The organism is Sessilibacter corallicola (assembly GCF_021290925.1).
GTDB lineage: Bacteria > Pseudomonadota > Gammaproteobacteria > Pseudomonadales > Cellvibrionaceae > Sessilibacter > Sessilibacter corallicola.
The window spans coordinates 1,249,120-1,274,305 of sequence record NZ_JAJSLX010000001.1 but is presented as its reverse complement, the minus strand read 5'-3'; the positions used below and the strand labels follow the sequence as shown (position 1 = coordinate 1,274,305).

General features: G+C 45.4%; 17 protein-coding genes. 12 read left to right on the top strand and 5 right to left on the bottom strand.

Going from position 1 to position 25,186, the window contains the following annotated elements; genetic code table 11:
• The first annotated feature begins 555 nt into the window (after positions 1-555).
• From pilH to LU361_RS05290, 8 genes are all read left to right on the top strand, one after another.
• Positions 556-918: a twitching motility response regulator PilH gene (gene pilH / locus LU361_RS05325; RefSeq protein ID WP_233087776.1), complete on the top strand. Its 363-nt coding sequence runs from the start codon at positions 556-558 to the stop codon at positions 916-918.
• A gap of 25 nt (positions 919-943) precedes the next feature.
• Positions 944-1,486: a chemotaxis protein CheW gene (locus LU361_RS05320; RefSeq protein WP_233087775.1), complete on the top strand. Its 543-nt coding sequence runs from the start codon at positions 944-946 to the stop codon at positions 1,484-1,486.
• A 296-nt stretch (positions 1,487-1,782) separates the two neighbouring features.
• Complete coding sequence (locus tag LU361_RS05315) at positions 1,783-4,038, top strand: methyl-accepting chemotaxis protein (RefSeq protein ID WP_233087774.1); 2,256 nt, start codon at positions 1,783-1,785, stop codon at positions 4,036-4,038.
• A 27-nt stretch (positions 4,039-4,065) separates the two neighbouring features.
• Complete coding sequence (locus LU361_RS05310; protein ID WP_233087773.1) at positions 4,066-4,905, top strand: CheR family methyltransferase; 840 nt, start codon at positions 4,066-4,068, stop codon at positions 4,903-4,905.
• Between the two features lie 41 nt (positions 4,906-4,946).
• Positions 4,947-12,224 carry a hybrid sensor histidine kinase/response regulator gene (locus LU361_RS05305; protein WP_233087772.1) on the top strand — a complete coding sequence of 2,426 codons (7,278 nt, stop codon included), beginning with the start codon at positions 4,947-4,949 and terminating at the stop codon, positions 12,222-12,224.
• A 4-nt stretch (positions 12,225-12,228) separates the two neighbouring features.
• The gene (locus LU361_RS05300; RefSeq protein WP_233087771.1) at positions 12,229-13,257 is read left to right on the top strand and encodes a chemotaxis protein CheB; all 1,029 of its coding nucleotides are present in this window, start codon (positions 12,229-12,231) and stop codon (positions 13,255-13,257) included.
• A gap of 143 nt (positions 13,258-13,400) precedes the next feature.
• Positions 13,401-13,883, top strand: a complete 483-nt coding sequence (locus tag LU361_RS05295) for a chemotaxis protein CheW (protein WP_233087770.1) — start codon at positions 13,401-13,403, stop codon at positions 13,881-13,883.
• A gap of 45 nt (positions 13,884-13,928) precedes the next feature.
• Positions 13,929-14,351 (top strand): GFA family protein, encoded by a 423-nt coding sequence (locus tag LU361_RS05290; RefSeq protein WP_233087769.1) that lies wholly within the window; start codon positions 13,929-13,931, stop codon positions 14,349-14,351.
• A gap of 66 nt (positions 14,352-14,417) precedes the next feature.
• Here the strand turns inward: LU361_RS05290 and LU361_RS05285 are convergent, their stop codons facing one another.
• Genes LU361_RS05285 through LU361_RS05265 form a run of 5 tightly spaced genes read right to left on the bottom strand, consistent with a single transcriptional unit; the run spans position 14,418 to position 19,644 of the window.
• The gene (locus LU361_RS05285) at positions 14,418-15,146 is read right to left on the bottom strand and encodes a 16S rRNA (uracil(1498)-N(3))-methyltransferase (RefSeq protein WP_233087767.1); all 729 of its coding nucleotides are present in this window, start codon (positions 15,144-15,146) and stop codon (positions 14,418-14,420) included.
• A gap of 15 nt (positions 15,147-15,161) precedes the next feature.
• The gene (gene metF, locus LU361_RS05280; protein WP_233087765.1) at positions 15,162-16,004 is read right to left on the bottom strand and encodes a methylenetetrahydrofolate reductase [NAD(P)H]; all 843 of its coding nucleotides are present in this window, start codon (positions 16,002-16,004) and stop codon (positions 15,162-15,164) included.
• A gap of 56 nt (positions 16,005-16,060) precedes the next feature.
• The gene (ahcY, locus tag LU361_RS05275) at positions 16,061-17,452 is read right to left on the bottom strand and encodes an adenosylhomocysteinase (RefSeq protein WP_233087763.1); all 1,392 of its coding nucleotides are present in this window, start codon (positions 17,450-17,452) and stop codon (positions 16,061-16,063) included.
• A gap of 23 nt (positions 17,453-17,475) precedes the next feature.
• Positions 17,476-18,630: a methionine adenosyltransferase gene (gene metK / locus LU361_RS05270; RefSeq protein ID WP_233087761.1), complete on the bottom strand. Its 1,155-nt coding sequence runs from the start codon at positions 18,628-18,630 to the stop codon at positions 17,476-17,478.
• A 27-nt stretch (positions 18,631-18,657) separates the two neighbouring features.
• Positions 18,658-19,644, bottom strand: coding sequence for a metalloregulator ArsR/SmtB family transcription factor (locus LU361_RS05265; RefSeq protein ID WP_233087759.1), 987 nt, complete (start codon positions 19,642-19,644; stop codon positions 18,658-18,660).
• Between the two features lie 256 nt (positions 19,645-19,900).
• On the opposite strand from LU361_RS05265, the gene LU361_RS05260 reads away from it, so the two are divergent.
• The 4 genes from LU361_RS05260 to tkt all read left to right on the top strand — a co-directional run bounded on the left by LU361_RS05260 (position 19,901) and on the right by tkt (position 25,185).
• Positions 19,901-20,308 (top strand): BlaI/MecI/CopY family transcriptional regulator, encoded by a 408-nt coding sequence (locus LU361_RS05260; RefSeq protein ID WP_233087757.1) that lies wholly within the window; start codon positions 19,901-19,903, stop codon positions 20,306-20,308.
• Between the two features lie 61 nt (positions 20,309-20,369).
• Positions 20,370-21,848 (top strand): M56 family metallopeptidase, encoded by a 1,479-nt coding sequence (locus LU361_RS05255; RefSeq protein WP_233087755.1) that lies wholly within the window; start codon positions 20,370-20,372, stop codon positions 21,846-21,848.
• A 207-nt stretch (positions 21,849-22,055) separates the two neighbouring features.
• Positions 22,056-22,688, top strand: coding sequence for an energy transducer TonB (locus LU361_RS05250; protein WP_233087753.1), 633 nt, complete (start codon positions 22,056-22,058; stop codon positions 22,686-22,688).
• Positions 22,689-23,184: 496 nt separating this feature from the next.
• Positions 23,185-25,185 (top strand): transketolase, encoded by a 2,001-nt coding sequence (gene tkt, locus LU361_RS05245; protein ID WP_233087751.1) that lies wholly within the window; start codon positions 23,185-23,187, stop codon positions 25,183-25,185.
• Position 25,186 lies beyond the last annotated feature (1 nt).

Genomic DNA, 25,186 nt, shown 5'->3' with positions numbered 1-25,186 from the left:
AGCGCTAGCTGTTAATTCGTGGAAGCCTTAAATTATATATAACTAAATGTTTGACCTTTGGTTTTTATCTTCAAAAATGTAATAAGCATAGGCTTCTACATGGGCTGTATTTGGGCTACTGTGATCTAGATTCGACTTAATATGCACCTTAAATGGCCAACTAAAGGAAATGGGCGTAAAAAAAACCGGCAACTTGGCATTTGTTTACTTAAAAATGCTGATAAATTTTTTGTGATCGTTTAAGGTTTGTTGTTACATTTATCGTGCAACTTATTGGTTGAATTGAAAATTCTTCTTTAAAAGTCTGCATTGACAAATTTTATTATTATTTATGTCGTAAGCTGGGCATTGCCAATACTACGTTTGCTTTAGGCACAGTTGGCAAGCCCTGGACGACGGAAAGCTCATAGCCAGCTAGTCTTACAAAGAACCCGACTGGTTTTCACCTCTTTGCGAATCTCGGATGGTGAATTTCAGTTTCGTGGTAGGCGCTTTCGAGTATTGCTAAGTAATTGATTTGACAACTACATGTTGAAGCTATTTTAGGATGTTTACATGACCACAGTTTTGATCGTTGACGACTCTCCAACAGAAACACACAGACTCACTCAAATGTTGGAAAAAGGTGGTTACACGGTAATAACCGCTGAGAATGGTGAGGCTGGAATAGTCGAGGCTAAACAACATAATCCAGACGTTATTCTGATGGACATTGTCATGCCCGGCCTCAATGGATTCCAAGCTACTCGTCAACTTAGTAAAGCCAGTCAAACTTCTGATATTCCAATCATTATTGTAACCACCAAAGATCAAGAAACCGATCGCGTGTGGGGCTTGCGTCAAGGCGCTAAGGCATACCTAACGAAGCCTGTTGAAGAAAAACAATTGTTAACCACCATTACTAGCGTACTCGGTTAAGTGCTGGTGTTAATGGGAGGTTTGTGTGATTGAGCAGACGCCTGCGTTTAAAGCGCTGACCAATCTAGCAAAGTTGAGTCGATCAGCTGCGCAAGATCTGCCTTCTCAAGAAGAAGCAGAGGTAGAGTGGAACGGTTTAGGATTCAGCTTGCTTGGGAAACACTTCGTTGTTCCTATGGGGCAGGTATCAGAAATCATTGAAGTTCCAAGTTACACACGCCTGCCTGGAGTAAAACCTTGGGTAAAGGGTGTGGCTAATGTGCGTGGCCGACTCTTGCCCGTTTTGGATTTGGCGTCTTTCCTCGGTGCTCGATTGATCAACCCAACTCGCCGCCAGCGAGTGTTGATTCTAGAAAATCAAGAATTGTATTGTGGCTTAGTCGTTGACCAGTCTTTTGGTATTCAACGTTTCTTATCGGAAGCCTATCGATCTGATATGACCATTGACGAGCAATCTGTTGCGCCTTATTTGCTGGGCGGCTATACAGCGGGGAGTGAAAATTGGCACGTCTTCAGTATGGTAAACCTGGTTGAAGATGCCGAGTTTTCATCAGCATCAAAAGTTTAAGCGTGTTTTTGAGTTATGCTTAGGTGTTGCCTTAATCAGCGAATACAACACAAGACACCCACGAATTCACCGAAAGAAGGGTATTGGGTAGTAAACGCTTTGTTGCGAAATTCTTGCTCGTAGCGCTAGACGAGCAAGAATGAAGAAGATTAAAAGACGAATAAATATGCAGCGAGTTGAGGGTTTGATACCTGAGACTTGTTGCATTTTATAAAAGAGACCGTAGTAACGAGAGGCTTGTTCTCTCAAATATATTGCAAGAAATTCTAAATTGATTCGTTCGGGAGAGCGTTAGCATGAAGAGTGACTCCAACAATTTACTGGTGACAGTTCGGAAGAACCCAGTGTTGGCGGCCCTAGTTTTCGCCTTGGTACTATTGATAGGTTTTATCACTTACGGCTTAATCTATATTTACCAAGAGTCTCAGAAAGACCAAGCGTACTTAGAGAATGTGGCCGACCTTCGTGCGCAATCTTATCTTCTTACCACACTGGCTCGAAACGCGACGGCGGGTGAAGAGTCTTCGTTTGACGAGTTGCGACAAGTTTTGTCATCAATGGACAGTTCTTGGAATCAGCTCAGTACGAGTGAGGTTCAAGAACGTGAACTGGCTCGTCAGGATTTCGAAAACTTCAGACAAGTTTTTCAACGTGTGAAGGACAACTCCGGCGTTATTCTTGAGAACGAAGACACCATCTTGTTCCTAAACGACGTTGCAATCACCTTGAACGAGTCGCTTCCCGAACTTCAGGCTGAACATAATAGTATTGTTGAAATTTTACTCGAAAGTAACTCTCCGGGTGAGCAGGTCGCTTTAGCGCAGATGCAGTCTTGGCGTGCAGAGCGTATTGGACGTAACGTTGATAAAATGCTTCGTGGTGATTCAGACGTGGCAATCGCTGCCGATCAGTTCAACCTCGATGCAAACTTATTCGGTAAGGTTCTTAATGGTATGCGTGTCGGTGATGCGCCATTGGGAATCTCAAAAATTTCAGACCCCGACGCCATCAGTAGTTTGGATGAAATTTCCGAGTTGTTTGAATTCGTGAACTCCTCCGTACGAGAGATATTCGAATCTTCCCCTGCTTTATTCGCCGCGCGTCAATCTTCCGAAACTATTCTTGATGACTCCCCTGTTATTTTAGAGTCGCTGTCTGCTGTTGGTGCTGACCTTCGAAACGCAACCGAAGCTCGACCCTTTAACACGGTGACAATTACTATTCTCGCAGCCTTGGCGGTACTGTGTTTGGTCTTGATTTCATCCCAGTTATTGAACGCGACGCAAAAACGCTTGAAAGAAACAGCGGAAACCAACGAACGAAACCAGAACGCAATTTTGCGTCTTCTCGATGAGCTGGCTGACCTCGCTGATGGTGACTTGACCACCACTGCAACGGTAACCGAGGACTTCACCGGTGCGATTGCTGACTCCATCAACTACACAATCGACCAATTACGTGTTCTGGTATCGCGCATTAACGAAACATCGGTGGGAGTTGCATCGGCATCTCAGGACACCCAGCAAACTGCATTGCATCTTGCAGAGGCCGCGGAACACCAGGCGCAAGAGATCGCCGGAGCCTCAGCTGCTGTAAACGAAATGGCGGTCACCATTGACCAGGTATCCGCTAACGCCGCGGAATCAGCCTCGGTTGCGGAACGAGCGGTATCGATCGCAAACAACGGTGCAAAAGTGGTACAGAACACCATCCACGGGATGGATACGATTCGTGAACAGATTCAGGACACCTCAAAACGTATTAAACGATTGGGTGAATCGTCCCAGGAGATTGGTGATATCGTATCGTTGATTAACGACATTGCCGACCAAACCAACATCCTCGCACTTAACGCTGCAATCCAGGCATCGATGGCAGGTGACGCCGGTCGAGGCTTCGCGGTGGTAGCGGATGAGGTACAGCGTCTTGCGGAACGTTCCGCTGCTGCAACTAAGCAGATTGAGGCGCTGGTTAAAACAATTCAGAACGATACCAACGAAGCGGTTATTTCGATGGAACAAACCACCGCAGAGGTGGTACGCGGTGCTCGCCTAGCACAGGATGCGGGTGTTGCACTGGAAGAAATTGAAAACGTATCGACTTCTCTTGCAGACTTGATTCAAAACATTTCCAACGCTGCACGCCAACAGGCATCTTCTGCCGGTCACATTTCAAATACGATGAACGTAATTCAGGAAATTACTTCTCAGACAGCATCAGGTACCAGTGCCACTGCTGGCAGTATTGGAACTCTGGCCTCGATGGCGATGGAACTGCGAGAGTCGGTTGCTGGTTTCACCCTACCCGATGGTTCTGTTTCTGAAACTGGTACGCACGACGCGATCAGTGACGACGACTTACCTGTGGTTACCGATACCGTTTCTGATTACGGATCAGGTGAATCAATGGAAGAGCACGATTACGTCGCCACTTTAGATGAGACCGTCGACCTTCAAAGCTCTGAGTTTGACGAAGATATTCATTTCAGTGTTGAAGAAGAATCAGACAACCTCGATTTAGAAGGCGGTAAAAAATCGGGTGCGGCAGTTTAAGACCATTTGGATTTCGGAAAATAAAAAGTGTGGAGCGTAGAAGCGCTTTCTTCATTAACAGAAGAGCAGATTCAGCTTTGGGCTGAGTTGCTTGAGCGGAAAACCGGGATCCAGTTAGGTGAAATTCGTCTGAGCCATTTGCAAACACAAGTGGCTCTGCGAATGAAAGAGTTAGAATTAAAAGATCCCGATGAATATTTTCACAAGGTCAGCCAGGACTATCGCGAATGGCTGATTGTTATGGATCGACTGTTGGTTAAAGAAACACAGTTTTTTCGCCACAGAGAATCTATCGATTTCGTAAAGCGGGAAATATTTAATCGCATTAACGCAGACGAATTAAACGACAGTTTCGATGCGTGGAGTTTGGGCTGTTCTACCGGCGAAGAAGCGTACAGTATCGCAGCGGCGATACACGATGGCTTCACTCTTGCTAAAGGTAATACTTATTTTTCCGTAACTGGCACAGATATCAGCCAATCTGCTTTGAATCATGCCCGAAAGGCGGTTTATTCTGAAGCACGTTTAGTTCAGTTGACCGACCAAGAAAAGTCGCGTTATTTCAACCGTGGCGCGGATTCATCGCAGTTTGTTGTGAAGCCAGAAATTGCTCAACGAGTTAATTTTATTCGCGGCAATATCTGTGAATTAGACGCAATGCCCAAATTGCCGATGGACGTCATTTTTTGTCAGAATTTGTTAGTGTATTTTCGACGTTGGCGTCGGCGGGATATTTTAAAACAGCTCATCGACTGGCTTAAACCTAACGGAATTTTAATTATTGGTGTTGGAGAAATCGTTGGCTGGGAGCACAACAAAATAAAAGCAATTCCAGCAAATGGTGTTCAAGCGTACCAACGTCGTTAGAAGCCTAAAGCTAGGCAGAAGAGAAGAGGAAGACTTCCGTAATGGGAGAGAATAGAAACTTTGCAGCGCTCGATTGGGTTACCCAAGAGATCGACGAAACACTTTCTCATGCACGCGATGCTTTGGAAGGGTGGGCTAACGACCCTAACGACAAATCGAAAATTCGCTTTTGTTTGGGCCACATCCACCAAGTGCATGGCTCTCTTCAAATGGTGGAGTTTTATGGCGCCGCGCTACTTGCCGAAGAACTCGAGCATCTAGCGCAAGCCCTGTGTGACGAAAAACTTCAATTTGTTGTTGAAGCTCAAGAGTCACTGATGCGCGGTATCTTGCAGTTGCCGTTGTATTTAGATTTCATTAAAACTCATCGCCAAGACCAGCCAGCAATGATTTTGCCGCTGCTCAACGATTTACGAGCGGTACGCGGTGAAAACTTACTGTCTGAATCCCGTCTATTTAATCCAGATTTACGCCCAGCAACACAACTTTCCGCCAAACGTTTACCTGCCAGTATCGATGCGTCACAGTTTTTGTCGGTACTGAAAAAATTGCAGCAGATGTATCAAATTGCTGCTGCCTCGATTATTCGCGGCATTAAAGTCAAAGAAAATATCGAATACCTCAACAAGGTTCTCGCCCGACAGTACAAACTGACCTCGGGTACATTGAACCAACCGTTGTGGGAAATCAGTTTAGCGCTGGTTGAAGCACTGTCTTTAGACGGAGTTGAGCTGACGGCTTCCGTTAAATTGTTGTTGCGCCAATTGAACCGAGAGCTAAAACTGTTATTGCGCAGTGGTGTTCAGGGCCTGGACAAGAAGGTCGACGAAGAGCTACTCAAAAACCTGTTGTTCTATGTTGGTACTTCGAAAAAAAGCGGTCGCTTTACTGATCGAATTCGAGAAAAGTACAGTTTAACCAGTGAGCTTCAAACCTCTACTGGTGGTGGTCAAATTTCGGCAGCACCAGATCCAGCAGCCATTCGCTCGGTTGTTGTCGCTTTAAAAGAAGAGCTTCGAACCATAAAAATTAATCTCGACGATTGCCTTGCGTCGGATTCTGTTATCGAAGTTTTAAAAGAATCATACCCTGTCGCCCAACGCGTTGCTGATACTCTGGCCATTTTAGGGGTCGGCGATATCCGCAAACAGATGTTGGCGCAGGTTACCGCCATCGACAATATTATCCAGTCTGAAAACTATCACGAGCAGCAGCTGTACGACCTAGCGGCTGAAATGATTGACATTGAAGGGCGTTTGGATGCGTTGACTCGTGGTGTTAGCCTGGCTCGTAATGATATCGAGCAGCAAAAAGCCCAACATTTGAATATGGCTCAAGAGGTGGTTCTGTCTGAATCACGCAATGGTCTTGAGCAAACCAAAGATTGCATCATTGAATACATTGCCAGCCAGTGGGACAAAAAACATCTCGATAATGTTCCTAAGCTTCTGCGGGAAATTCGCGGTGGATTGGACATGGTACCGATTCCCCGAGCGGCGTCGGTATTGGGTGCTTGCGCAGAGTATATTGAGACAAAGCTATTAACTGAAAACCACGTTCCTGAGTGGCGCAGCTTAGACACTTTGGCTGATGCTATTGCGAGTATTGAATATTACCTAGAGCATCTTGGCAGTAATGAAGGCCAGGATGACGACGAAATGCTGTTGGCAGTGGCCGAAGACAGCGTCAGAAATCTGGGCTTGGATGTTCCAGAGCAAACCCAACAAGAGGAATCGGAGCCTGACGTTGAATCTTCAATTGAGCCGCCAATTGTTGAAACCGAGTTCGAATCTTTTGACTCGCCAGTAAGCGATGTTCAAGAATCCAATCTACATTCCGAGACAATCGCTCCTTCGCAAACACCAATTTCTGATGATCAATCACGCCAAGAATTCCAGGTTGATGATCCTTGGCGAAAAATGCTGGCTGGCGAAGCGCCGGAAACGTCTGCCTTGGTTGAGGTGAATGACAATCAGAGCGCAGAAGCTGTATCTGAAAGTGCAGATACCAGTTTAGAAAGTGTTGAAGAAATTTCTGATGAAATTGCCGAAAGTAATGAATCTATTGATCCAGTCATTGAAGCGGTAGAACAAGAGTCTGCGCCAAGCGATGATCTTATTGATGATGAGATTATCGAAATCTTTATCGAAGAGGCGGAAGAAGTTTCTGCAACTATCGATGCCTACTATCCGCGTTGGGCTGAAGATCAGTCCGATCAGGAAGCACTTACCGAATTCCGCAGAGGTTTTCATACGCTTAAGGGCAGCGGTCGCATGGTTGGTGCCAGCGACATTGGTGAGCTGGCTTGGGCAATTGAGAATATGCTCAACCGTATCATCGACAAAACCATCTCTGCTGATCCAATACAGGTTGAGTTAATCAATCGTGTCTTAAAGCTTCTGCCGGATCTTATTGAGAGCTTTAAGCTTAACAAGCCGAATCCTAAGCCTGAACTGTGCCGTCAGTATATGTCGTGGGCGGATGAGATTGCGTCCGGTGTTGATCCTGAAGGTTTGCTAGATTCCGAAAATGACATAGCACAAAAAAAAACCGTTACATCGGATTTGGCGCTAGATCATTCATCTCAAGGCGAGACTGATTCTTTTGGTGTCAGTTCTGGATTCGAAGCTGCTACTCAAATTGATACTCTTGTGCCCGAAGAGAATCAAAATTTTGTCGATGCAATCGAAGATGAATATGACGACGATAGCCAAGCGGTACTGTGGGAAATCTTCAGTGCAGAAGCGCGAGGTCATCTAGAGACAATTAAGGATTACATCGATGAGATGGATGCATCCGCACCTATCTTCGATACTCCCAGTGATCCAATGCAGAGAGCGCTTCACACCTTAAAAGGTAGCGCTCATATGGCGGAAGTTACGCCAATTGCGCAATTGGCAACTCCGTTAGAAAACTTTGTTAAAGAGCTGCGCAGTTACTACCTATCAATCGATGAAGACATTCTCTTCTTAATCAAAGATGGTGTTGAGTACATTGAGATCGTTCTCGATCAAATTGCTACCAATGAAGCTCTGGTTATCCCAAGATTGGACCAATTCCTCGCAAGAGTTACTGAACTGAGAGAAAAATTTATTGGACCGATCTTGCGTCAACAAGATGGTTCTGCTCAGTCCAAACCCGTCGACCCCGAATTGCTGTCGATTTTCATGGCCGAAGAAATGAATCTCTTGCTCGATGCAGAGATTTATTTGGCGAAATGGCGTGAAAACAACCTTTCTGACAGCGAGTTGGAAGCTATTTTCCAAGAGTTACATCTACTGTATCGCGGTGCGTCGCGCGCCAATTACAGCGAAATGGCATTGCTGTCTGAGCTGCTAGAAAAACTTTATCAGGCTGCGCTCGATCAGAAGTTGGTATTAAACGATCGATTCTTTGATGTACTCGGCCGAGGACACGAATTCTTACTGGATATGATCGATTCGGTGGCTGCCGGGCAAAATCTGCCGCCAGTATCGATTCAGCTTCGCGCAGATATCGAATTATTGCTCGATGAATGTAACGACAATGCTCCAGCACCATTGGTTAATCGTGAAGAAAGCTTCGCAAGCTTTGATGACGTTGATGAGCCCGAATTATCGTCTGAATTTATTGAGCCATCTGATGACATTCACGAACAGAATATTTCAGAGCAGGGCATTCCAGAGTTAAATCCAGGGTTAAATCCAGAGTTAGAGGAATCCAGCGACGAAGCAATAATCGAAACAGCAGAGACTGAAATTCAACCTGCGGATGCTCAGGATGACAGCTGGTTTACTGTAGGTTTTGATGAATCTTCGGTTAGCGAAGTAGTTAGTGCCTCTAACGAAGACTCAGTGAGTGAACAGCCAGCAGAAGAAACTGGCATTGAATCGGACGATCATCTGTACATTGCTTCAGAGGACAATCACGAGGCGGTCATTCCAGATTTAACCGAAACGGTTGATGGCGATGATTTTGTTGTCATTCTGGATGAATCTGAAACCGAGTCTGAAGATCAAGCGTTGCTTGATTCACAATCGTTATCCTCAGAAGATTTACTCGCCAGTACCGAAGTTCCAGATCTTGTCATTGAAGACAGTGTTCCTCTGCTCAGTGACTCAGAATCATCAGAGACAGATGTCGAGGTCGAAGCCGGAAATCTTGTTCCTGAATTGTTGGATTCAATTCATGACGAAGATGAAGATTTACCCCTGCTTGATATCGAAGTTGATTTAAACGAAGAAGAACCTTCTGAAACCTCGGAATACCAGCTTGGGGAAGAGTTGATCGACGAAGACGAATTGCTGTCGTCGAACTTGGCTGAATCTGATCTTGCGAGCATAGATTCCGACGGTTCTGATCTCAACAATTCTGATCTTAATAAATCAGACCTTAATCACACCGATCTCGGCGACTTTGAGTTCGATAACGTTGCGTCTCTAACGCCAAGCTCATCAGATGATCAGGATTCTGTTGAAATTGAGTTTGAAAACGAAGAGCCTCTCGACAGCGACGATCATTTGGCTGTTGAAGAACCTTCGGTTTCCGATGACGTTGCAGCTAGTTTTGAGCCACAGACAAGTGATTTAAACGATGTCATCGCCGAAATTCACCGATCGTCCTCTCTCGATCAGAGAAGCGACACAGAATTTGTTCAACCTTCTGAAGTAACAACACCTACGTTTGATGAGCCGACCAAGGTCAGTGAAACACCGGTACTTGAGCAGCCTGTTGCAGAGTCCCCGGTTGTTACTGAGCCGCCCACGGCTTCTGAGCCAGTGGCGGAAGAAAACGATTCTCTTGATGACCTCGATATTGATCCCGACATCATCGAAATTTTCAGTGAAGAGTCTTTTGAGCTGCTCGAAGAAATCGATGCTTCTGTACACGATTGGATGGAAGATTGGGAGCGTGATGATTGCTCAGAAAAGCTCAAGCGTTTGCTTCACACCTTTAAAGGAAGTGCGCGTCTGGCTGGATTGATGGGGCTGGGTGAAGCGGCGCATGAATTCGAATCGTATTTAATTAAGCACGATCGTGGTGAGCTGGATGACACCTTCTTCAACAAAGTAAATGCCTATTACGAGCTTTTGCACGTAAGTTCTGATCAAGTACAAACCTACATTCAGGACGGTTCCACCAGTGGCATGCGCAAACTCTTTATTGCAGGTGAGTTGCCGTTGGTTGAAGGTCAGTCGCAAACTCTTGATGTTGCCGAGACACCTGTCGCGCCAATCAGTAACGATAACGCCGTTGAGAGCGAAGAAGTCACTGACACCGAAGAAAACATCAGCGAAACGCCTACGTCGGGTGAATACCTGTCTGCTCAAGAAATTACCCACAGCAGTGACGGTCCTTCGAATGTAGTTCCATTTGCGCCGCGCAAAACGCTTGAAGAAACTCCAATCACGCCGCTCAAACCACTGCGGTCTGACAAATTAACTGCGCCACCTGTACAAACCATGATGGGGGCTCAAATTGCCCAACGTGGTGGTGCAGCGCAAGAGTCGGTGAAAGTTTCAGCCGAACTATTGGAAGAACTGGTAAACCTCGCTGGTGAGACATCCATCTCCCGTGCTCGAATGGAAGAGCAAGTCAGTGAAATTGGCTTCACCATCGACGAAATGGAATTCACCATTGAGCGTTTGCAAGAACAGTTACGTCGCCTAGATATTGAGACCGAAGCACAGATTCTCTTCCGCCAGGAACAAATGGAAGCGTTGGAAGATTTCGATCCACTTGAGATGGACCGTTACTCACAATTACAGCAGCTCTCTCGCTCGCTGGTTGAATCGGCTTCTGACTTGTTGGATTTGAAAGCCACCCTGTCGGAAAAAACACGCGACACAGAAACTTTATTGCTGCAACAATCGCGCATTAATACCGAACTGCAAGAAGGCTTAATGCGGTCTCGAATGGTACCGTTCTCGCGTTTGGTACCGAGATTGCGCCGCATCATTCGCCAAATTTCATCTGAGCTTGGCAAGCGAGTTAATTTCGAACTCGACAACGTTGAAGGTGAACTGGATCGTACAATGCTCGAACGCATGGTTGCGCCATTGGAGCACATGCTGCGTAACGCCGTTGACCATGGTATCGAAATGCCGGATGTGCGAGTTGCCTCTGGTAAACAAGAAATTGGCACCGTACGTTTGAGCCTTGGCCGTGAAGGCGGCGACGTTATTTTGCGCCTGAGCGATGACGGTTGCGGAGTAAACATCGCACGTGTGCGCCAGAAGGCGATCGAACGTGGTTTGATGTCCGAAGATGCTCAGTTGAGCGACAAAGACATCATTCAGTTTATTCTTGCTGCGGGATTCTCTACCGCAGAGCACGTTACCCAAATTTCGGGTCGCGGTGTGGGTATGGACGTGGTGAACTCCGAGATTAAACAACTCGGTGGTTCGGTGAGCATTGCCTCTCAAGAAGGTTTAGGCAGTGAATTCACCATGCGTTTACCGTTTACCCTGTCGGTAAACCGCGCATTGATGGTAGCCATTGGCGATGATTTATTCGCCGTACCGCTCAACACCATTGAAGGTATTGTGCGAGTCAGCCCGTATGAGTTAGAGCATTATTACTCAACCCCAGATGCGCGTTTTGAATACGCCGGTCAGCAATACCAAGTGAAACATCTCGGCGGTTTGTTGGATGAAAATCATCGCTATCAAGTTGAAGGTCGCGCACTTCCTTTGCCGGTATTGTTAGTACGCTCGCAAGAATACTCAGTTGCATTGCAGGTAGATAACCTGTTGGGCAGCCGCGAGATCGTGGTGAAGAGTTTGGGTGCTCAGTTTAGTGGTGTGGATGGCTTGTCCGGCGCTACCGTGATGGGTGATGGTTCCGTGGTCGTGATTCTCGACTTACTCGCTTTAATCCGTCGTATGATTGCGCAAACCAATGCTCTTGAAGAAATGCGTGAAAACGCGTTGCCACCGGTTGAGGAAAAAGAAGACGTCGTACCAACCGTTATTATTGTCGATGACTCGGTAACCGTGCGTAAAGTGACCAGCCGCTTTTTGGAACGTGAAGGCTTTAATGTCATGACAGCGAAAGACGGTGTCGATGCACTGCGTCAGCTTCAGGACAAAGTGCCAGATGTAATGCTGCTGGATATTGAAATGCCGCGTATGGATGGTTTTGAGGTGGCGAAAAATATTCGCTCATCCACGCATCTAAAAGATTTGCCCATCATCATGATTACGTCGCGAACTGGTTCCAAACACAGAGAGCGGGCATTAGAGTTGGGCGTTAACAATTATCTTGGAAAGCCTTATCAGGAAGACGATCTACTGCAGCACATCAAAGCACTGATTGGGCAAACAGAAATTCAGGTTTAGACCATTGAATCACTCGCAGGTAAGCGTTGCTGTTGTTAGTGCGGAAAAGACACATCGAGGTTTGCTTGTTGAAATGCTTCACAAGCGAGGCTTCGAAACCGTTGTCGTTGAAAGTTTGGCGGAGAAGGATTCCGCCAATGAACAACTGACTCCTATCCCACAGCACGATGGCGCCGCGCAATTTTTAGATGAAAATCGTGCGGCGGTTATTTCTTATTTTCTCGTCGTCGATATCGAAGAAGCACTGGCTGCGGCCGATGTTGTTATCGTCGATATTTCTTCCGGCATCGATAACGGTTTGGAGCAAGTGATTGCAAAAACCGTGGAAGTTAACAAACCTGCCCTTTATTTAGACGATTACCTTCCCGTTAATACGCCGAGTGTGATGGCGGACATCGAACAGCGTTTAACGGAAAAGCTTCTTAGCCTCTACGCTCATCAGCAAGATTACCTACACGTACCGCAAAAAACATGGCTATTGGCGGGCTCTACCGGAGGCCCCGAGGCGGTAAAAGAATTTATTGAGAACCTTCCCGCCGACAGCGATTACTCGTTTTTATACGTTCAGCACATAGAGCCGGGCTTTGAAAAAAACCTCATTGCCATGTTCAGTAAGCGCAACGGTTATCAAGCTCAGGTGGCCAGAAGCGGTGATGTACTAACACCAAAATCGATTTTGGTGGTGCCCGCAAATCGCCAGTTACGAGTTCTGACCGGCGGCATTGCCATTATTGAGGATGCGCCTTGGCAGGGCCGGTTCCAGCCATCCATTGACGCCACCGCGGTGTCTTTTGCCAATGGCTGCGGTTACGACGGTGGAATCATTATTTTTTCAGGCATGGATTGTGACGGTACCAGCGGTGCAAAGATTTATGCCAGCAAAGGTGGTAGAGTTTGGGCACAAGCGCCAGACACCTGTGTGGTTAATTCCATGCCCGAGAGCGTGATGAAATGCGGTGTGGTTGAATACTCTGCGTCACCGAAAGAAATGGCAGAACAGTTGATTCGTAGTACTGACAAAAGCCCAACATAAACGCGAGCACCTAACGGTTTTCTCGTTTTGTGGAGTTGCTTCACTCGCTTATTGACTGCTGTATCGCCAAGCATCATTGATGAACACATGATTGAATCGTAGAACTACCGTCTCGATTCAAAAGATAAGAATCAGGAAAATTCATGACCGAAGAACCAAAACTTCTCGACTATGAAAAGTTGGATATTTTAGCGTGCCTGCTTTTGCCGCTAGACGGCTTTAACCTTTTATTACCGACAGTCTCTGTGGCAGAAATGGTTCCCTACGAGATGCCGTTCCGTGGTGATAAAGGTCCGCAATGGTATCTCGGTGAGTTTTACTGGCGTAACATCGCGATTCCTTTGGTTTCTTATGAGTCCATTAACGGGGACCAAAATCCTGGCGTATCGACTCGGGCTCGAGTGGCGATATTAAACTGTACCGGTCAAAGCGAACATTTGCCGTTTTTGGGAATTGTAACCCAGGGTATTCCGAGGCTAGCTCAAGTTGAAAATGATCATATCATTGAGACTTCAAAAGAAGCCGCGCACAAATACGATTTAATGAAAGTTCAGATCGCTGCTGAAGAAGCCATCATTCCGGATATTCCAGGAATCGAACGAGCGTATTTAGAACTCGACCTTTAAAAGATTCAACTGGATACATTGTGACCAGAGGGGTTTGGAACAGGTATGGAAAACGTAACAAAAACTCGACGAATTAAAGGTGGCTGCTTATGCGGTGCCGTTACCTTCGAAGCAAACGACGATTTCACGGCGTTTCATTTGTGTCATTGTAAGCAGTGCCAAAAAATCAGTGGTTCGTCGAATGTCGCTAACTTATTCACAAGTATTGATAATATTACTTGGTTAAGTGGTGAAGACTATCTGAAACGTTATGACCACCCGACCAAACAATTCACATCCGTGTTTTGCAGCCAATGCGGCAGTGGTTTGCCATTTGTCAGTCAAAGTGGCAAAGCGCTTATTGTTCCGGCTGGAAGCTTAGATGAGCAGCCGTCCAAAAAACCAGACGACAATATTTTCTGGCACGAGAGAATGTCGTGGTTAGAGGAATCCCGAGGCGCAAAAACGTTTGACGGTTTTCCAGAATAAAAGGAACAGAGTTTTTAAAAGCTACAATCAGCGAACCGTTAAACATTCTATTTTTGGTTTCCGACGTTAGCGGAAATCTCCCCACTGAAACTGCAAAATACTCAACGCACTGATTGGTGCGGTTTCTGTTCTTAGTACTCTTGGTCCGAGTTGCAGAGAATTAAAACCCGAATTCCTTGCTTCAATAATCTCACTCTCGGTCAACCCACCTTCTGGCCCAACTAGTAGTGCTGCCGAGCTAGGAGCGTTTCCTTCCAGTGTTGATTTTTCCCCGCGATGATCCAAGACGAATTTTTTTTCGCACTGTGTTTGCGCCAGCCACTGGGATATTTTTATGGGAGTGTGCAAAGCCGGTAAGATATTGAGTTGGCATTGTTCACAGGCGCTTACAACAATTTGCTGCCAATGCTGCATTTTCTTTTCAATTCTGTCGGGCTTTAACTTAACTTCGACCCTTTCGGTGAGCAGTGGCGTAATTGCGTGTACGCCCAATTCTGTGGATTTTTGCAAAACCCAATCAAACCGTTCACCGCGAGAAATTCCAATGCCTAAATGAACATGCAATGGCGATTGACGGGTGATCGTTTTTTCAGAAGTAATATTGAGTACGGCGGTCGATTTTGTTGTGGAATCGATAATGGCTTCGTATTCGGCGCCGTTGCCATCAAATAAAATTAATTCGCGGCCCGCCGACATGCGTAAAACTTTAATCAGATAATGAGCCGATTGACCGTCGAGGGTGACGTTCATTCCAACCGAACACGGTTGGGGGTGGAATACTCTAGGAATACGCATGTCGGAGTGTAGCTATTATTCGGGTTTAACGCCTAAGTTGGATAAGATAGTCGCGGTTGGTTCGATTTGATTCATGGTGTAAAAATGCAAACCTGGTGCGCCGTTATCAATTAACATTTCGCAAAGATCAGTAATAAGATCAATGCCGAAAGATTTAATTGAAAATACATCGTCACCGTACGACTGTAATTTTTTGCGAATCCAACGAGGAATTTCAGCACCACAACTGTCGCTGAAGCGCGCAAGTTTGGTGTAATTTGTTACCGGCATAATGCCTGGGTAAATGGGCTGAGTAATTCCTGCCGCCTGGCACTGATCAACAAAATAGAAATACGCATCTGGATTGAAAAAGTACTGCGTAATAGCGCTGTTTGCGCCTGCATCTAATTTTTGTTTTAAATATTTAATGTCGGCATCGTAGCTTTCTGCTTCAGGGTGTACTTCTGGGTAAGCAGCAACTTCTAGCTGAAAGTGATCGCCAAACCGTTCGCGAATAAAGGCAACTAGTTCGTTGGCGTACACCATTTGATGAGCGCCACCCATGCCCGATGGCATGTCACCACGCAGAGCAACGATGCGATTCACTCCGGCATTTTTGTATTCTTCAATTAACGCCGCGACATCTTCTTCAGTATCGCCACCGAAAGACAGATGAGGCGCGGTAGAGAATCCAGACTCATTAAATTCCTTCACAATACCTTTAGTATTGTCTCGGGTTGAGCCGCCAGCACCGTAAGTGACTGAGAAAAATTCTGGTTTATACAACGATAATTGATTGCGGACTTCGATCAGTTTTTCACGACCATTGTCAGATTTTGGTGGGAAAAACTCAAAGCTTAACCGTAGATTCTTGTCCATATGCTAATTTAACTGCTTGCTGCTGAAGCGGCACCTAAAAAGGTGCCGCTCAATGATTAATATTTGTAAGACTCTGGCTTAAATGGTCCATCAACCGGTACGTTGATGTAATCGGCTTGGGTCTTGGTCATTTGCGTAATAACACCGCCAAAACCTTTCACCATATCCGCAGCAACTTCTTCGTCGAGTTTCTTCGGCAGAACTTTCACGTAGATATTTTCAGCTTTTTGATCCGCTGGAAGATCAGCGAATTTTGCTTCGTACAAGTAAATTTGTGCAAGTACTTGGTTAGCAAAAGAACCGTCCATAATACGTGATGGGTGACCGGTTGCATTACCTAGGTTCACTAGACGACCTTCGGAAAGCAAAATTAAGTGATCATTAGTTTCGATGTTGCGAACGATCTTATGCACTTGCGGTTTAATTTCTTCCCACTGCCAGTTGTCGCGCATGTAAGCGGTATCGATCTCGTTGTCGAAGTGACCGATGTTACAAACGACGGCGCCGTTTTTCAGTGCTTGCAGCATGTTTTTGTCACAGACATTGACGTTACCGGTTGTGGTAACCACAAGGTCGGTATTTTCAAGAAGCGCTGTGTTAATGCCGTCTAGCTCACCGGTGTTGACACCGTTGATGTACGGAGAAACTACTTCGAAGCCGTCCATGCACGCTTGCATTGCACAGATTGGGTCAACTTCGGTAACACGAACAATCATGCCTTCTTGGCGAAGTGATGCCGCAGAACCTTTACCCACGTCACCGTATCCGATAACCAAGGCTTTTTTACCGGACAACAAGTGGTCGGTACCGCGCTTGATGGCATCGTTCAACGAGTGACGACAGCCGTATTTGTTATCGTTTTTCGATTTAGTAACCGAGTCGTTAACGTTGATGGCAGGTACTTTTAACTCGCCTTTTTCCATCATTTCTAACAAACGGTGAACACCTGTGGTGGTCTCTTCGGAAATACCGTTAATGCTGTTTAGCATTTCAGGGTATTTTTCGTGAACCATTGCGGTTAAATCACCGCCGTCATCCAAAATAATGTTGGCGTCCCAAGTCTCAGCTGAGCCTGTGGTTTTTAAAATGGTTTGCTCAATACACCAGTCGAACTCTTCTTCGGTTTCACCTTTCCAGGCAAACACTGGAATACCGGCGGCGGCAATGGCTGCGGCTGCGTGGTCTTGGGTTGAGAAAATATTACAAGATGACCAGCGAACTTCCGCACCGAGATCAATCAACGTTTCAATCAACACCGCTGTTTGGATTGTCATGTGAATACAACCCATGATTTTTGCACCGGCAAGCGGTTGTTGTTCACGGTATTTTGCGCGTAAAGCCATCAATGCTGGCATTTCGCCTTCGGCGATGTCGATTTCTTTACGGCCCCACTCGGCCAGTTGAATATCGGCAACTTTATAGTCGGTAAAATCTTGAATCGCATTCATTTTTGCTTGCTCCAAAAATCTGATTACAGTGCGTTTTTAAGTGCTTCGGCTTTATCGGTCTTTTCCCAAGTAAACTCAGGCAATTCACGACCGAAGTGTCCGTAAGCAGAGGTCGCGCGATAAATAGGTCGCTTGAGATCAAGCATTTCAATCAAGCCTTGTGGTCGTAGATCGAAGTATTCACGAACCGCTTGAACAATTTGTTCGTCACTGACTTTGCCAGTGCCAAAAGTATTAATGGAAATTGAAGTTGGCTCGGCAACACCAATCGCGTAAGACACTTGAATCTCACATTTATCGGCAAGGCCTGCTGCGACAATATTTTTTGCCACATAACGACCGGCGTAAGCAGCTGAGCGGTCTACTTTTGATGGATCTTTACCAGAGAATGCACCGCCGCCGTGACGAGCCATACCACCGTAGGTATCAACGATGATTTTACGGCCGGTTAAGCCACAATCGCCAACGGGGCCACCGATAACAAAATTACCGGTTGGGTTGATGTGATATAGAGTGTCTGCGTGCAACCAGTCAGCCGGTAAAACCGGTTTAATAATTTCTTCCATTACGGCTTCACGCAGATTGTCCAACGAAATATCTGGATCGTGCTGAGTCGATAAAACTACGGCATCAACGGCAACGGGTTTGCCGTCTTGATAGCGCAGTGTTACCTGGCTTTTTGCGTCTGGGCGCAACCACGGCAATACATTGTCTTTGCGAAGGTGCGCTTGGCGTTCTACCAATCGATGACTGTAATAAATAGGTGCTGGCATTAACACGTCGGTTTCGTTGGTGGCAAAACCAAACATAAGTCCTTGGTCACCTGCGCCCAAATCTTTATTTTCGGCTTCATCAACACCCATCGCAATATCGGCAGATTGTTTACCGATTGCGTTTAATACCGCACAGCTTGCACCGTCAAAACCAACATCACTGGAATCGTAACCAATGCTTAGGATGACTTCTCGAATAAGATCTTCCAAATCGACGTAAGTGTCGGTGCGAACTTCACCGGCAACAACTGCCATTCCGGTTTTAACTAATGTTTCTACCGCAACACGGGCGTGTGGATCATCTTTTAAAATTGCATCCAAAACCGCATCGGAAATTTGGTCAGCCATTTTATCTGGGTGGCCTTCAGATACACTTTCAGACGTAAATACTGAATATTCAGACATTGATTAATTCCTCAAATAAGCCGTACATTAAATGGCGTTATTTTTAATAAACTGTCGTATTTGAATTTGGAATCCATTTCTTAACGCGAAATAAATACTTTGTCCGTCGCTGAGTCCTGCGTTTTGTGCCCACTGAGATAAATCATTGGGATCAAAACCAAGCCAAAGGTCACCGCAAGCTTCGCGTGTCCAATTTTGATTATGCAAACACAAATCGGTAATGATTAACGAACCACGGTTTTTTAATGTTTTCGCCAACACAGCAAAAAGATTGGCAGGTGACGGAACATGGTGACACACCATATTCGCGACAATTAAATCCGCTAAATTTTCGCCGAGTGCTAACTCATTGCTACTTGCATCATCCAAAATAAATTCGATATTTCGGGCCTTGCTGTTGTCGGCAAACACTCTCGCGCTTTCCAACATATTGTTGTTATTGTCGATTGCGTACACTTGCGAAAACGCATCTGCAAGTACAGGAAGAAATTCACCTTCGCCGGGACCAATTTCCACAGCGATATCGGCACTTGGCAGATCCGCTGTTTTCATCAGCTCAGAAATTTGTTCTTTATACACCGGGAAGCTTGCGATCAGATCTTGTTGTGAACGAAACTTTTCATTATTGAGACTGAAAAATTCCTGCGAACTGCTAACGCGTTCATTGCGAATCACTTCCAATTGTTCAACAACCGATTGAGAAATTTCCAGTTGATCGACCTGGGTGTAAATTTCATTTCTCAAACTTTCATGCGTAAACGCATTGGGTAACGTACGCCGATAAAAAATCGAATTACCTTCTCGGCGTGTGGTTACCAGTCCCGCTTGTGACAATATTTTTAAATGATGACTCATTCCTGATTGCCGCACTGAAAAAATCCGACATAACTCAGAAACGCCATAAGAGTCTTGGGCGAGAAGACGTAAAACCTGCAAGCGCAACGGATCGGACGCTGCTTTAAGCAGAGCCGATAAGTCGTTAAGGGCTTGATTGTTTGTCTCTGTGGCAGTCATAGCAGGAAGTGTAGCACCGCCAGAAATCTATATCAAAATAATTTGATATAGATGCGAAGCGCTTAAGATTGTTTGGCAATTACTCAATTTGCTTGTATTAGAATGCTCGTTGTGCTAATTTTTTAGCACATGCTAAAAAATTAGCAGTTAAGCACTGATTAGTTTTGTCGCTCAAGCTAAATTACCTTAGGGCAACATGAAACAGAACTGAGATTAAAGAGCTGAGATTAAAGAACCGAGATTAAACAGGTGCAATGTGAGCGAAGAGAATTCCAACGACATTAATTCAAAGGATGTTGAAACACATTTAACCAAACGTGAACGCCAAATACTCGATGCGCTGTATCAGCTCGACGGTGGCTCCGTTCAGCAGGTGTTGGATGCGATTGATAACCCGCCCAGCTACTCTTCTGTTAGAGCGTTATTGAATCGAATGGTTGAAAAAAATCAGATTAAATCCAGGCGCGATGGCAATCGATACCTGTATTTCCCACTCAACAATAAAAAAGCCGCAGGCTTGTCAGCAATGAAACGTTTGGTGGAAACGTTTTTTGCAGGCTCCACTACCGATGCGGTCAAAGCCTTATTAGGCAACGATAAAAACAAATTAACGAATGAAGAATTAAAAACGCTAGAAAAAGAAATCGATAAATTGAAAGAATAATTTTAGGGGTTTAACAGAGATTCCTATACACCGTTGCGCGTATCTTAGAATAGGCTGAATTATGTTAGGTCAATTGCTGATTATATTAGCTCTCAAGCCATTGCTAATCTGTGCAATAACCTCACTGTTGTTGGCGGGTTTTAAAAAAGAGTCGGCAGATTTTCAATTTAATGTTATTTGGATTGCGTTTTTATTTATTCCGATAACCTTGTTGTTCAGTCTTGTGAATGTCTGGGTTGTAGAGTTTGAGCTGCCTTATTCAAGCATTGTGAATTGGAGCAATTACGCCGTCTCGGCAAATGATTTTGTCTATTTTTGTTCCGCTCTTTGTTTGGTTTCAAGCTTTTTGCTGAGTTATCGTTGGCTGGGTTTGTTTGCTTTACGTGCACAAGAATCGGTGTTGGATGCAAACGCGCAGAAACTCAATGTTGAGCACATCCTCAACGAATACCAGTTGCAGCAAGTGACGTTGTTAAAATCGCACGGAAATCACATCGCGTATGTTTGGCGAATACCTTTATGGGGAAAGCATCGATTGGTTTTGGGTGATCAGTTTTTTGCGCTCACTCAGTATCAGCAAGAATGTGTGTTACGCCACGAATGCGCTCACATCAAACGCAATGATTGGCTTAAGTCGGAATGTGTGTATGTGATTTGCGCTGTTTTGTGGTGGTTGCCGTTGGTTTGGGCGTTAAAAAAACGATCTGACCAACTGGCTGAACAAGCGTGTGATGACTGGTTTGTAGATGGCCAAGTATCCAGCGGCCAGTCTTCAAAAAAGATTTATTCGAAATTACTGTTATCGTTACGTGCAGGCGAATCTCAAGTTGGCGACAGTAAAAGACCAGAAAATTTAACAACGGTTACCAAGCACGTCATTAATTCAAAGTCTGACTCTGATTTCTTTCACCGCATACTTCGAGTGTTAGAGCGTTACGTGGATCGTGACCCGGTATCACGTACATCCACAGCCATTATTACGTTGGTTATTTTGTTGATGCTTTCACCGGTTTTTTTGATTAATTTTACCGTGTCTGTAAAAACGTCTGCTAAGCAGATTTTTCATGAACATTTAATCGAGATTCATTCAATCGATTCAATAAAAAGCAAAAAAGATTGGTTTGATAAGAGTGAATTGCTTTACGCCACGGTGCCGAACCCTTTGAAGGTGACTGATACGTTTGGTATTAGTGATGGAGTTAATGTTGAAATTGAAGAGTTGCTAACCATTGCCGAATTTGAACCTGCTGCATTTAATAACGATTTATTTTTACCCGCCGGAAATATTCAAGTGGTGGGGTTTTTACCCAATCGGTTAGTGTTGCCAGAGTTTCCTCAATCGGCGCGGTACGAACGTATTTCTGGCGAAGTCAGGGTTAATTTTTCTGTTGACCACAACGGTTACGCTGACAATATCCAGTTTATTAGCGCAGCTCCTATGGGGGTGTTTGAGAGTTCGGTTTTATCGGCGTTAAATCAGTATTGGTTTGATAGACCTACGAATGAAATACACTCGTTGATTTTTTATTTTCGAATCTAAGAGGCTCCTATATTTTAGCAGTCTAATCTCGCTATTTTATTGATTATTAATTTTTCAGGTTTTCTGGAAGGGTGCTTTTCGCCCCAAAAAAATACTGGGGCGTTTGGCTATTTTCTTCTGACGATACAGGGATGTATCGCTTTTTCTTCGGCACACAAAAATAACGTTACTAAAGTGATTAACCTAATGAATCCGTGAGGACGTGTTATGAATGCAATTGCTGTATTTCCAGTTGTACTTGATCGAATTTTAAAGTGGGCTTTATTTTTATTGGCTGGCATCGTTTTAACCTTTGTGCTGCTGATGTTGATGGCAAAGTTGGTGGAATTTAACGGTGAACCTCCTATTGAAGATCCTGGTAGAATTGTTCCGGTGTCGATATTCGACGCGCCGCCGCAAGTGCAAGAACAAATTACTAAACCAGAACCGCCCACAGAGGTCGTTCCGCCACCGGTAGGTCCGTCTCATGTTGTCCCCACAACAGACTCAGGCCGAACTGATTTAATCGTTATCCCAGATTTTATTGCAACGGTTAAAAGTGACGATGATCCAACAATCGATTTTGACAGCGGCGCGCCAGTAAAGCGTGTCTCTGCCTCACCGATTTACCCTCGTCGGGCGTTGAGTCGAGGTGTGGAAGGGTATGTGGATGTTCGCTATTTTGTTTCTCCCGCAGGATTTACCGAATCGGCATCGATTGTTTATTCGCAGCCCAATGGATACTTTGAAAAATCTGCGTTGCAGGCGGTTGAACGTTGGAAATTTCAACCGAGAGAAAAAGTGGGTGCCGAATCTTACGGGCCCATTGTAGAGCGAATTCGATTCAGTATTGCTCAATAATTTTTGCATTATAACGGCAACGAAAATCCAAAGGTTTGAATTTGGTTTTCGTTGTCTTATTCAGGACATTTTAATGTCTTGGTGATTTGTAACACTTATTGGTGTCGGCAAGTTTAGCCGTTAACAGCTCTTTCTCTTGTTTCTATTCTTTCTACTATTATTGAGTTCGAAGTTACATTGTGTTGGTGTTGTTTTATTTTTGTACACTGCCTTTATTCTTTAACGAATGCTAATGAGATTACGCAGGATGCAGGATGGTAAAAACGTCGCAGTTTTCTCAATAACGATGGTTCCATATAAAGGACTGCAGTCGCAAATCTAAGAATGGCTCTTAATTGATTCTATACAGGCATTTAATTTGGGTTTTCTAGCACAAATGGTGCACTTTTCTTAATTTGCGGTTTACCTCAAAGCCGAGCTAGGAGAAAATGGCGCCGCCTAAAAACCGGTCGGCGGTATTTTTGACCAACAGTTACTCAACAGGAGCTCGTAGCCCATGTCTTCCCGCACTGAACTCGCTAATGCAATCCGCGCTTTAAGTATGGATGCAGTACAAAAAGCTAAATCTGGTCACCCAGGTGCCCCAATGGGCATGGCTGACATCGCGGAAGTGCTCTGGAATGACTATATGGTGCACAACCCAACAGATCCAGCTTGGGCTGATCGAGACCGTTTTGTGTTGTCTAACGGCCACGGCTCTATGTTGATTTATTCCTTGTTGCATTTGACCGGTTATGATCTTCCAATCGAAGAATTGAAAAACTTCCGTCAGTTGCACTCTAAAACCCCAGGTCACCCTGAATACGGTTATGCTCCTGGCGTTGAAACCACCACTGGTCCACTAGGCCAAGGTATTGCTAACGCTGTTGGTATGGCGTTGGCCGAAAAAGTATTGGCGGCTCAGTTTAACCGCGAAGGTCACGAGATCGTTGACCACAACACCTATGTATTCTTGGGTGATGGTTGTTTGATGGAAGGCATCTCTCACGAAGCGTGTTCATTGGCCGGTACCCTCGGTTTGGGCAAATTGGTCGTTTTCTATGACGACAACGGTATTTCCATCGACGGTGAAGTTGAAGGCTGGTTTACCGACGACACGCCTAAGCGTTTCGAATCCTACGGTTGGCACGTGGTTCCAGGAGTTGATGGTCACGACGCTAACGCTATTAAAGCCGCAATCGAAGACGCTCGTGCAGAATCCGAAAAGCCAACCTTGATTTGTTGTAAGACAGTGATTGGTTTTGGTTCGCCAAACAAGCAAGGTAAAGAAGATTGTCACGGTGCACCACTAGGTGATGAAGAAATCGCGCTAGTGCGTAAAACCCTAAATTGGGAGCACGCACCATTTGAGATTCCTCAAGACGTTTACGATCGTTGGTGTGCGAAGAAGTCCGGTGCCAAAGCGCAATCTCAATGGCAAGAAAAGTTTGATGCTTATAAAGCTGCTTACCCAGAACTTGCAGCAGAATTCGAACGCCGTGTGGTTAAGGGCGACCTTCCTGCTGATTTCTCTGAGAAAGCAACGGCTTACATTAAGCAGTGCCAAGAAAATCCGCAAAAAATCGCGTCTCGTAAAGCGTCTCAGAATGCGATCAATGCCTACGGCGAGTTGTTGCCAGAATTGATCGGCGGTTCTGCGGATTTGGCTGGATCCAACTTAACAAAATGGTCAGGCTCTAAAGGAGTTGACGCCAAAGACGCATCCGGTAACTACATTTTCTACGGCGTTCGTGAATTTGGCATGAGCGCTATGATGAACGGTATTGCATTGCACGGTGGTTTCGTCAACTACGGTGCAACCTTCTTAATGTTCATGGAATACGCTCGTAACGCGGTTCGTATGGCAGCATTAATGAAGCAACAAAGTATTTTCGTTTACACCCACGATTCCATCGGTTTGGGTGAAGACGGCCCAACTCACCAGCCGGTAGAGCAGCTTTCTTCCCTGCGTTCTACCCCTAACCTAAACACTTGGCGTCCATGTGACGAAGTGGAATCAGCGGTGGCTTGGAAATCTGCGGTAGAGCGTCGCGATGGTCCGAGTGCGTTGGTCTTTTCTCGTCAAGGTCTAGAGCCTCAACCTCGCAGCGATGAGCAATTAGCGGCCGTTGAGCGCGGTGGTTACGTATTGGTTGATGTTGAAAATCCGCAAGCGGTTTTGATCGCAACCGGTTCCGAGGTTGGCCTAGTCATTGAATCGGCGAAGCAATTGGCCGAAGAAGGCGTTGCTGTTCGCGTTGTTTCTATGCCTTGTCCTGAAGTTTTCGAAAAACAAGACGCCGCTTATAAAGAGTCGGTATTACCAGCTGCACTGCTTGCGCGCGTTGCGGTTGAAGCTCTGCATAAAGATTTCTGGTACAAATACGTTGGCCTTGATGGTCGAATTGTTGGTATGGAATCCTTTGGTGAATCTGCTCCTGGCGGTGCGCTTATGGAACACTTTGGCTTCACGGTTGACAATGTTGTCTCCACGGTGAAAGACGTATTGGCAGGTTAAT

Bases quoted from the DNA above. Each gene is read 5' to 3' on its own strand.
- LU361_RS05290 (WP_233087769.1), top strand. From the start codon at position 13,929: ATGGAAAACGTAACAAAAACTCGACGAATTAAAGGTGGCTGCTTATGC.
- metK (WP_233087761.1), bottom strand. From the start codon at position 18,630: ATGTCTGAATATTCAGTATTTACGTCTGAAAGTGTATCTGAAGGCCAC.
- tkt (WP_233087751.1), top strand. From the start codon at position 23,185: ATGTCTTCCCGCACTGAACTCGCTAATGCAATCCGCGCTTTAAGTATG.
- ahcY (WP_233087763.1), bottom strand. From the start codon at position 17,452: ATGAATGCGATTCAAGATTTTACCGACTATAAAGTTGCCGATATTCAA.
- LU361_RS05265 (WP_233087759.1), bottom strand. From the start codon at position 19,644: ATGACTGCCACAGAGACAAACAATCAAGCCCTTAACGACTTATCGGCT.
- metF (WP_233087765.1), bottom strand. From the start codon at position 16,004: ATGGACAAGAATCTACGGTTAAGCTTTGAGTTTTTCCCACCAAAATCT.
- LU361_RS05255 (WP_233087755.1), top strand. From the start codon at position 20,370: ATGTTAGGTCAATTGCTGATTATATTAGCTCTCAAGCCATTGCTAATC.
- LU361_RS05305 (WP_233087772.1), top strand. From the start codon at position 4,947: ATGGGAGAGAATAGAAACTTTGCAGCGCTCGATTGGGTTACCCAAGAG.
- LU361_RS05315 (WP_233087774.1), top strand. From the start codon at position 1,783: ATGAAGAGTGACTCCAACAATTTACTGGTGACAGTTCGGAAGAACCCA.
- LU361_RS05285 (WP_233087767.1), bottom strand. From the start codon at position 15,146: ATGCGTATTCCTAGAGTATTCCACCCCCAACCGTGTTCGGTTGGAATG.
- LU361_RS05250 (WP_233087753.1), top strand. From the start codon at position 22,056: ATGAATGCAATTGCTGTATTTCCAGTTGTACTTGATCGAATTTTAAAG.
- LU361_RS05295 (WP_233087770.1), top strand. From the start codon at position 13,401: ATGACCGAAGAACCAAAACTTCTCGACTATGAAAAGTTGGATATTTTA.
- pilH (WP_233087776.1), top strand. From the start codon at position 556: ATGACCACAGTTTTGATCGTTGACGACTCTCCAACAGAAACACACAGA.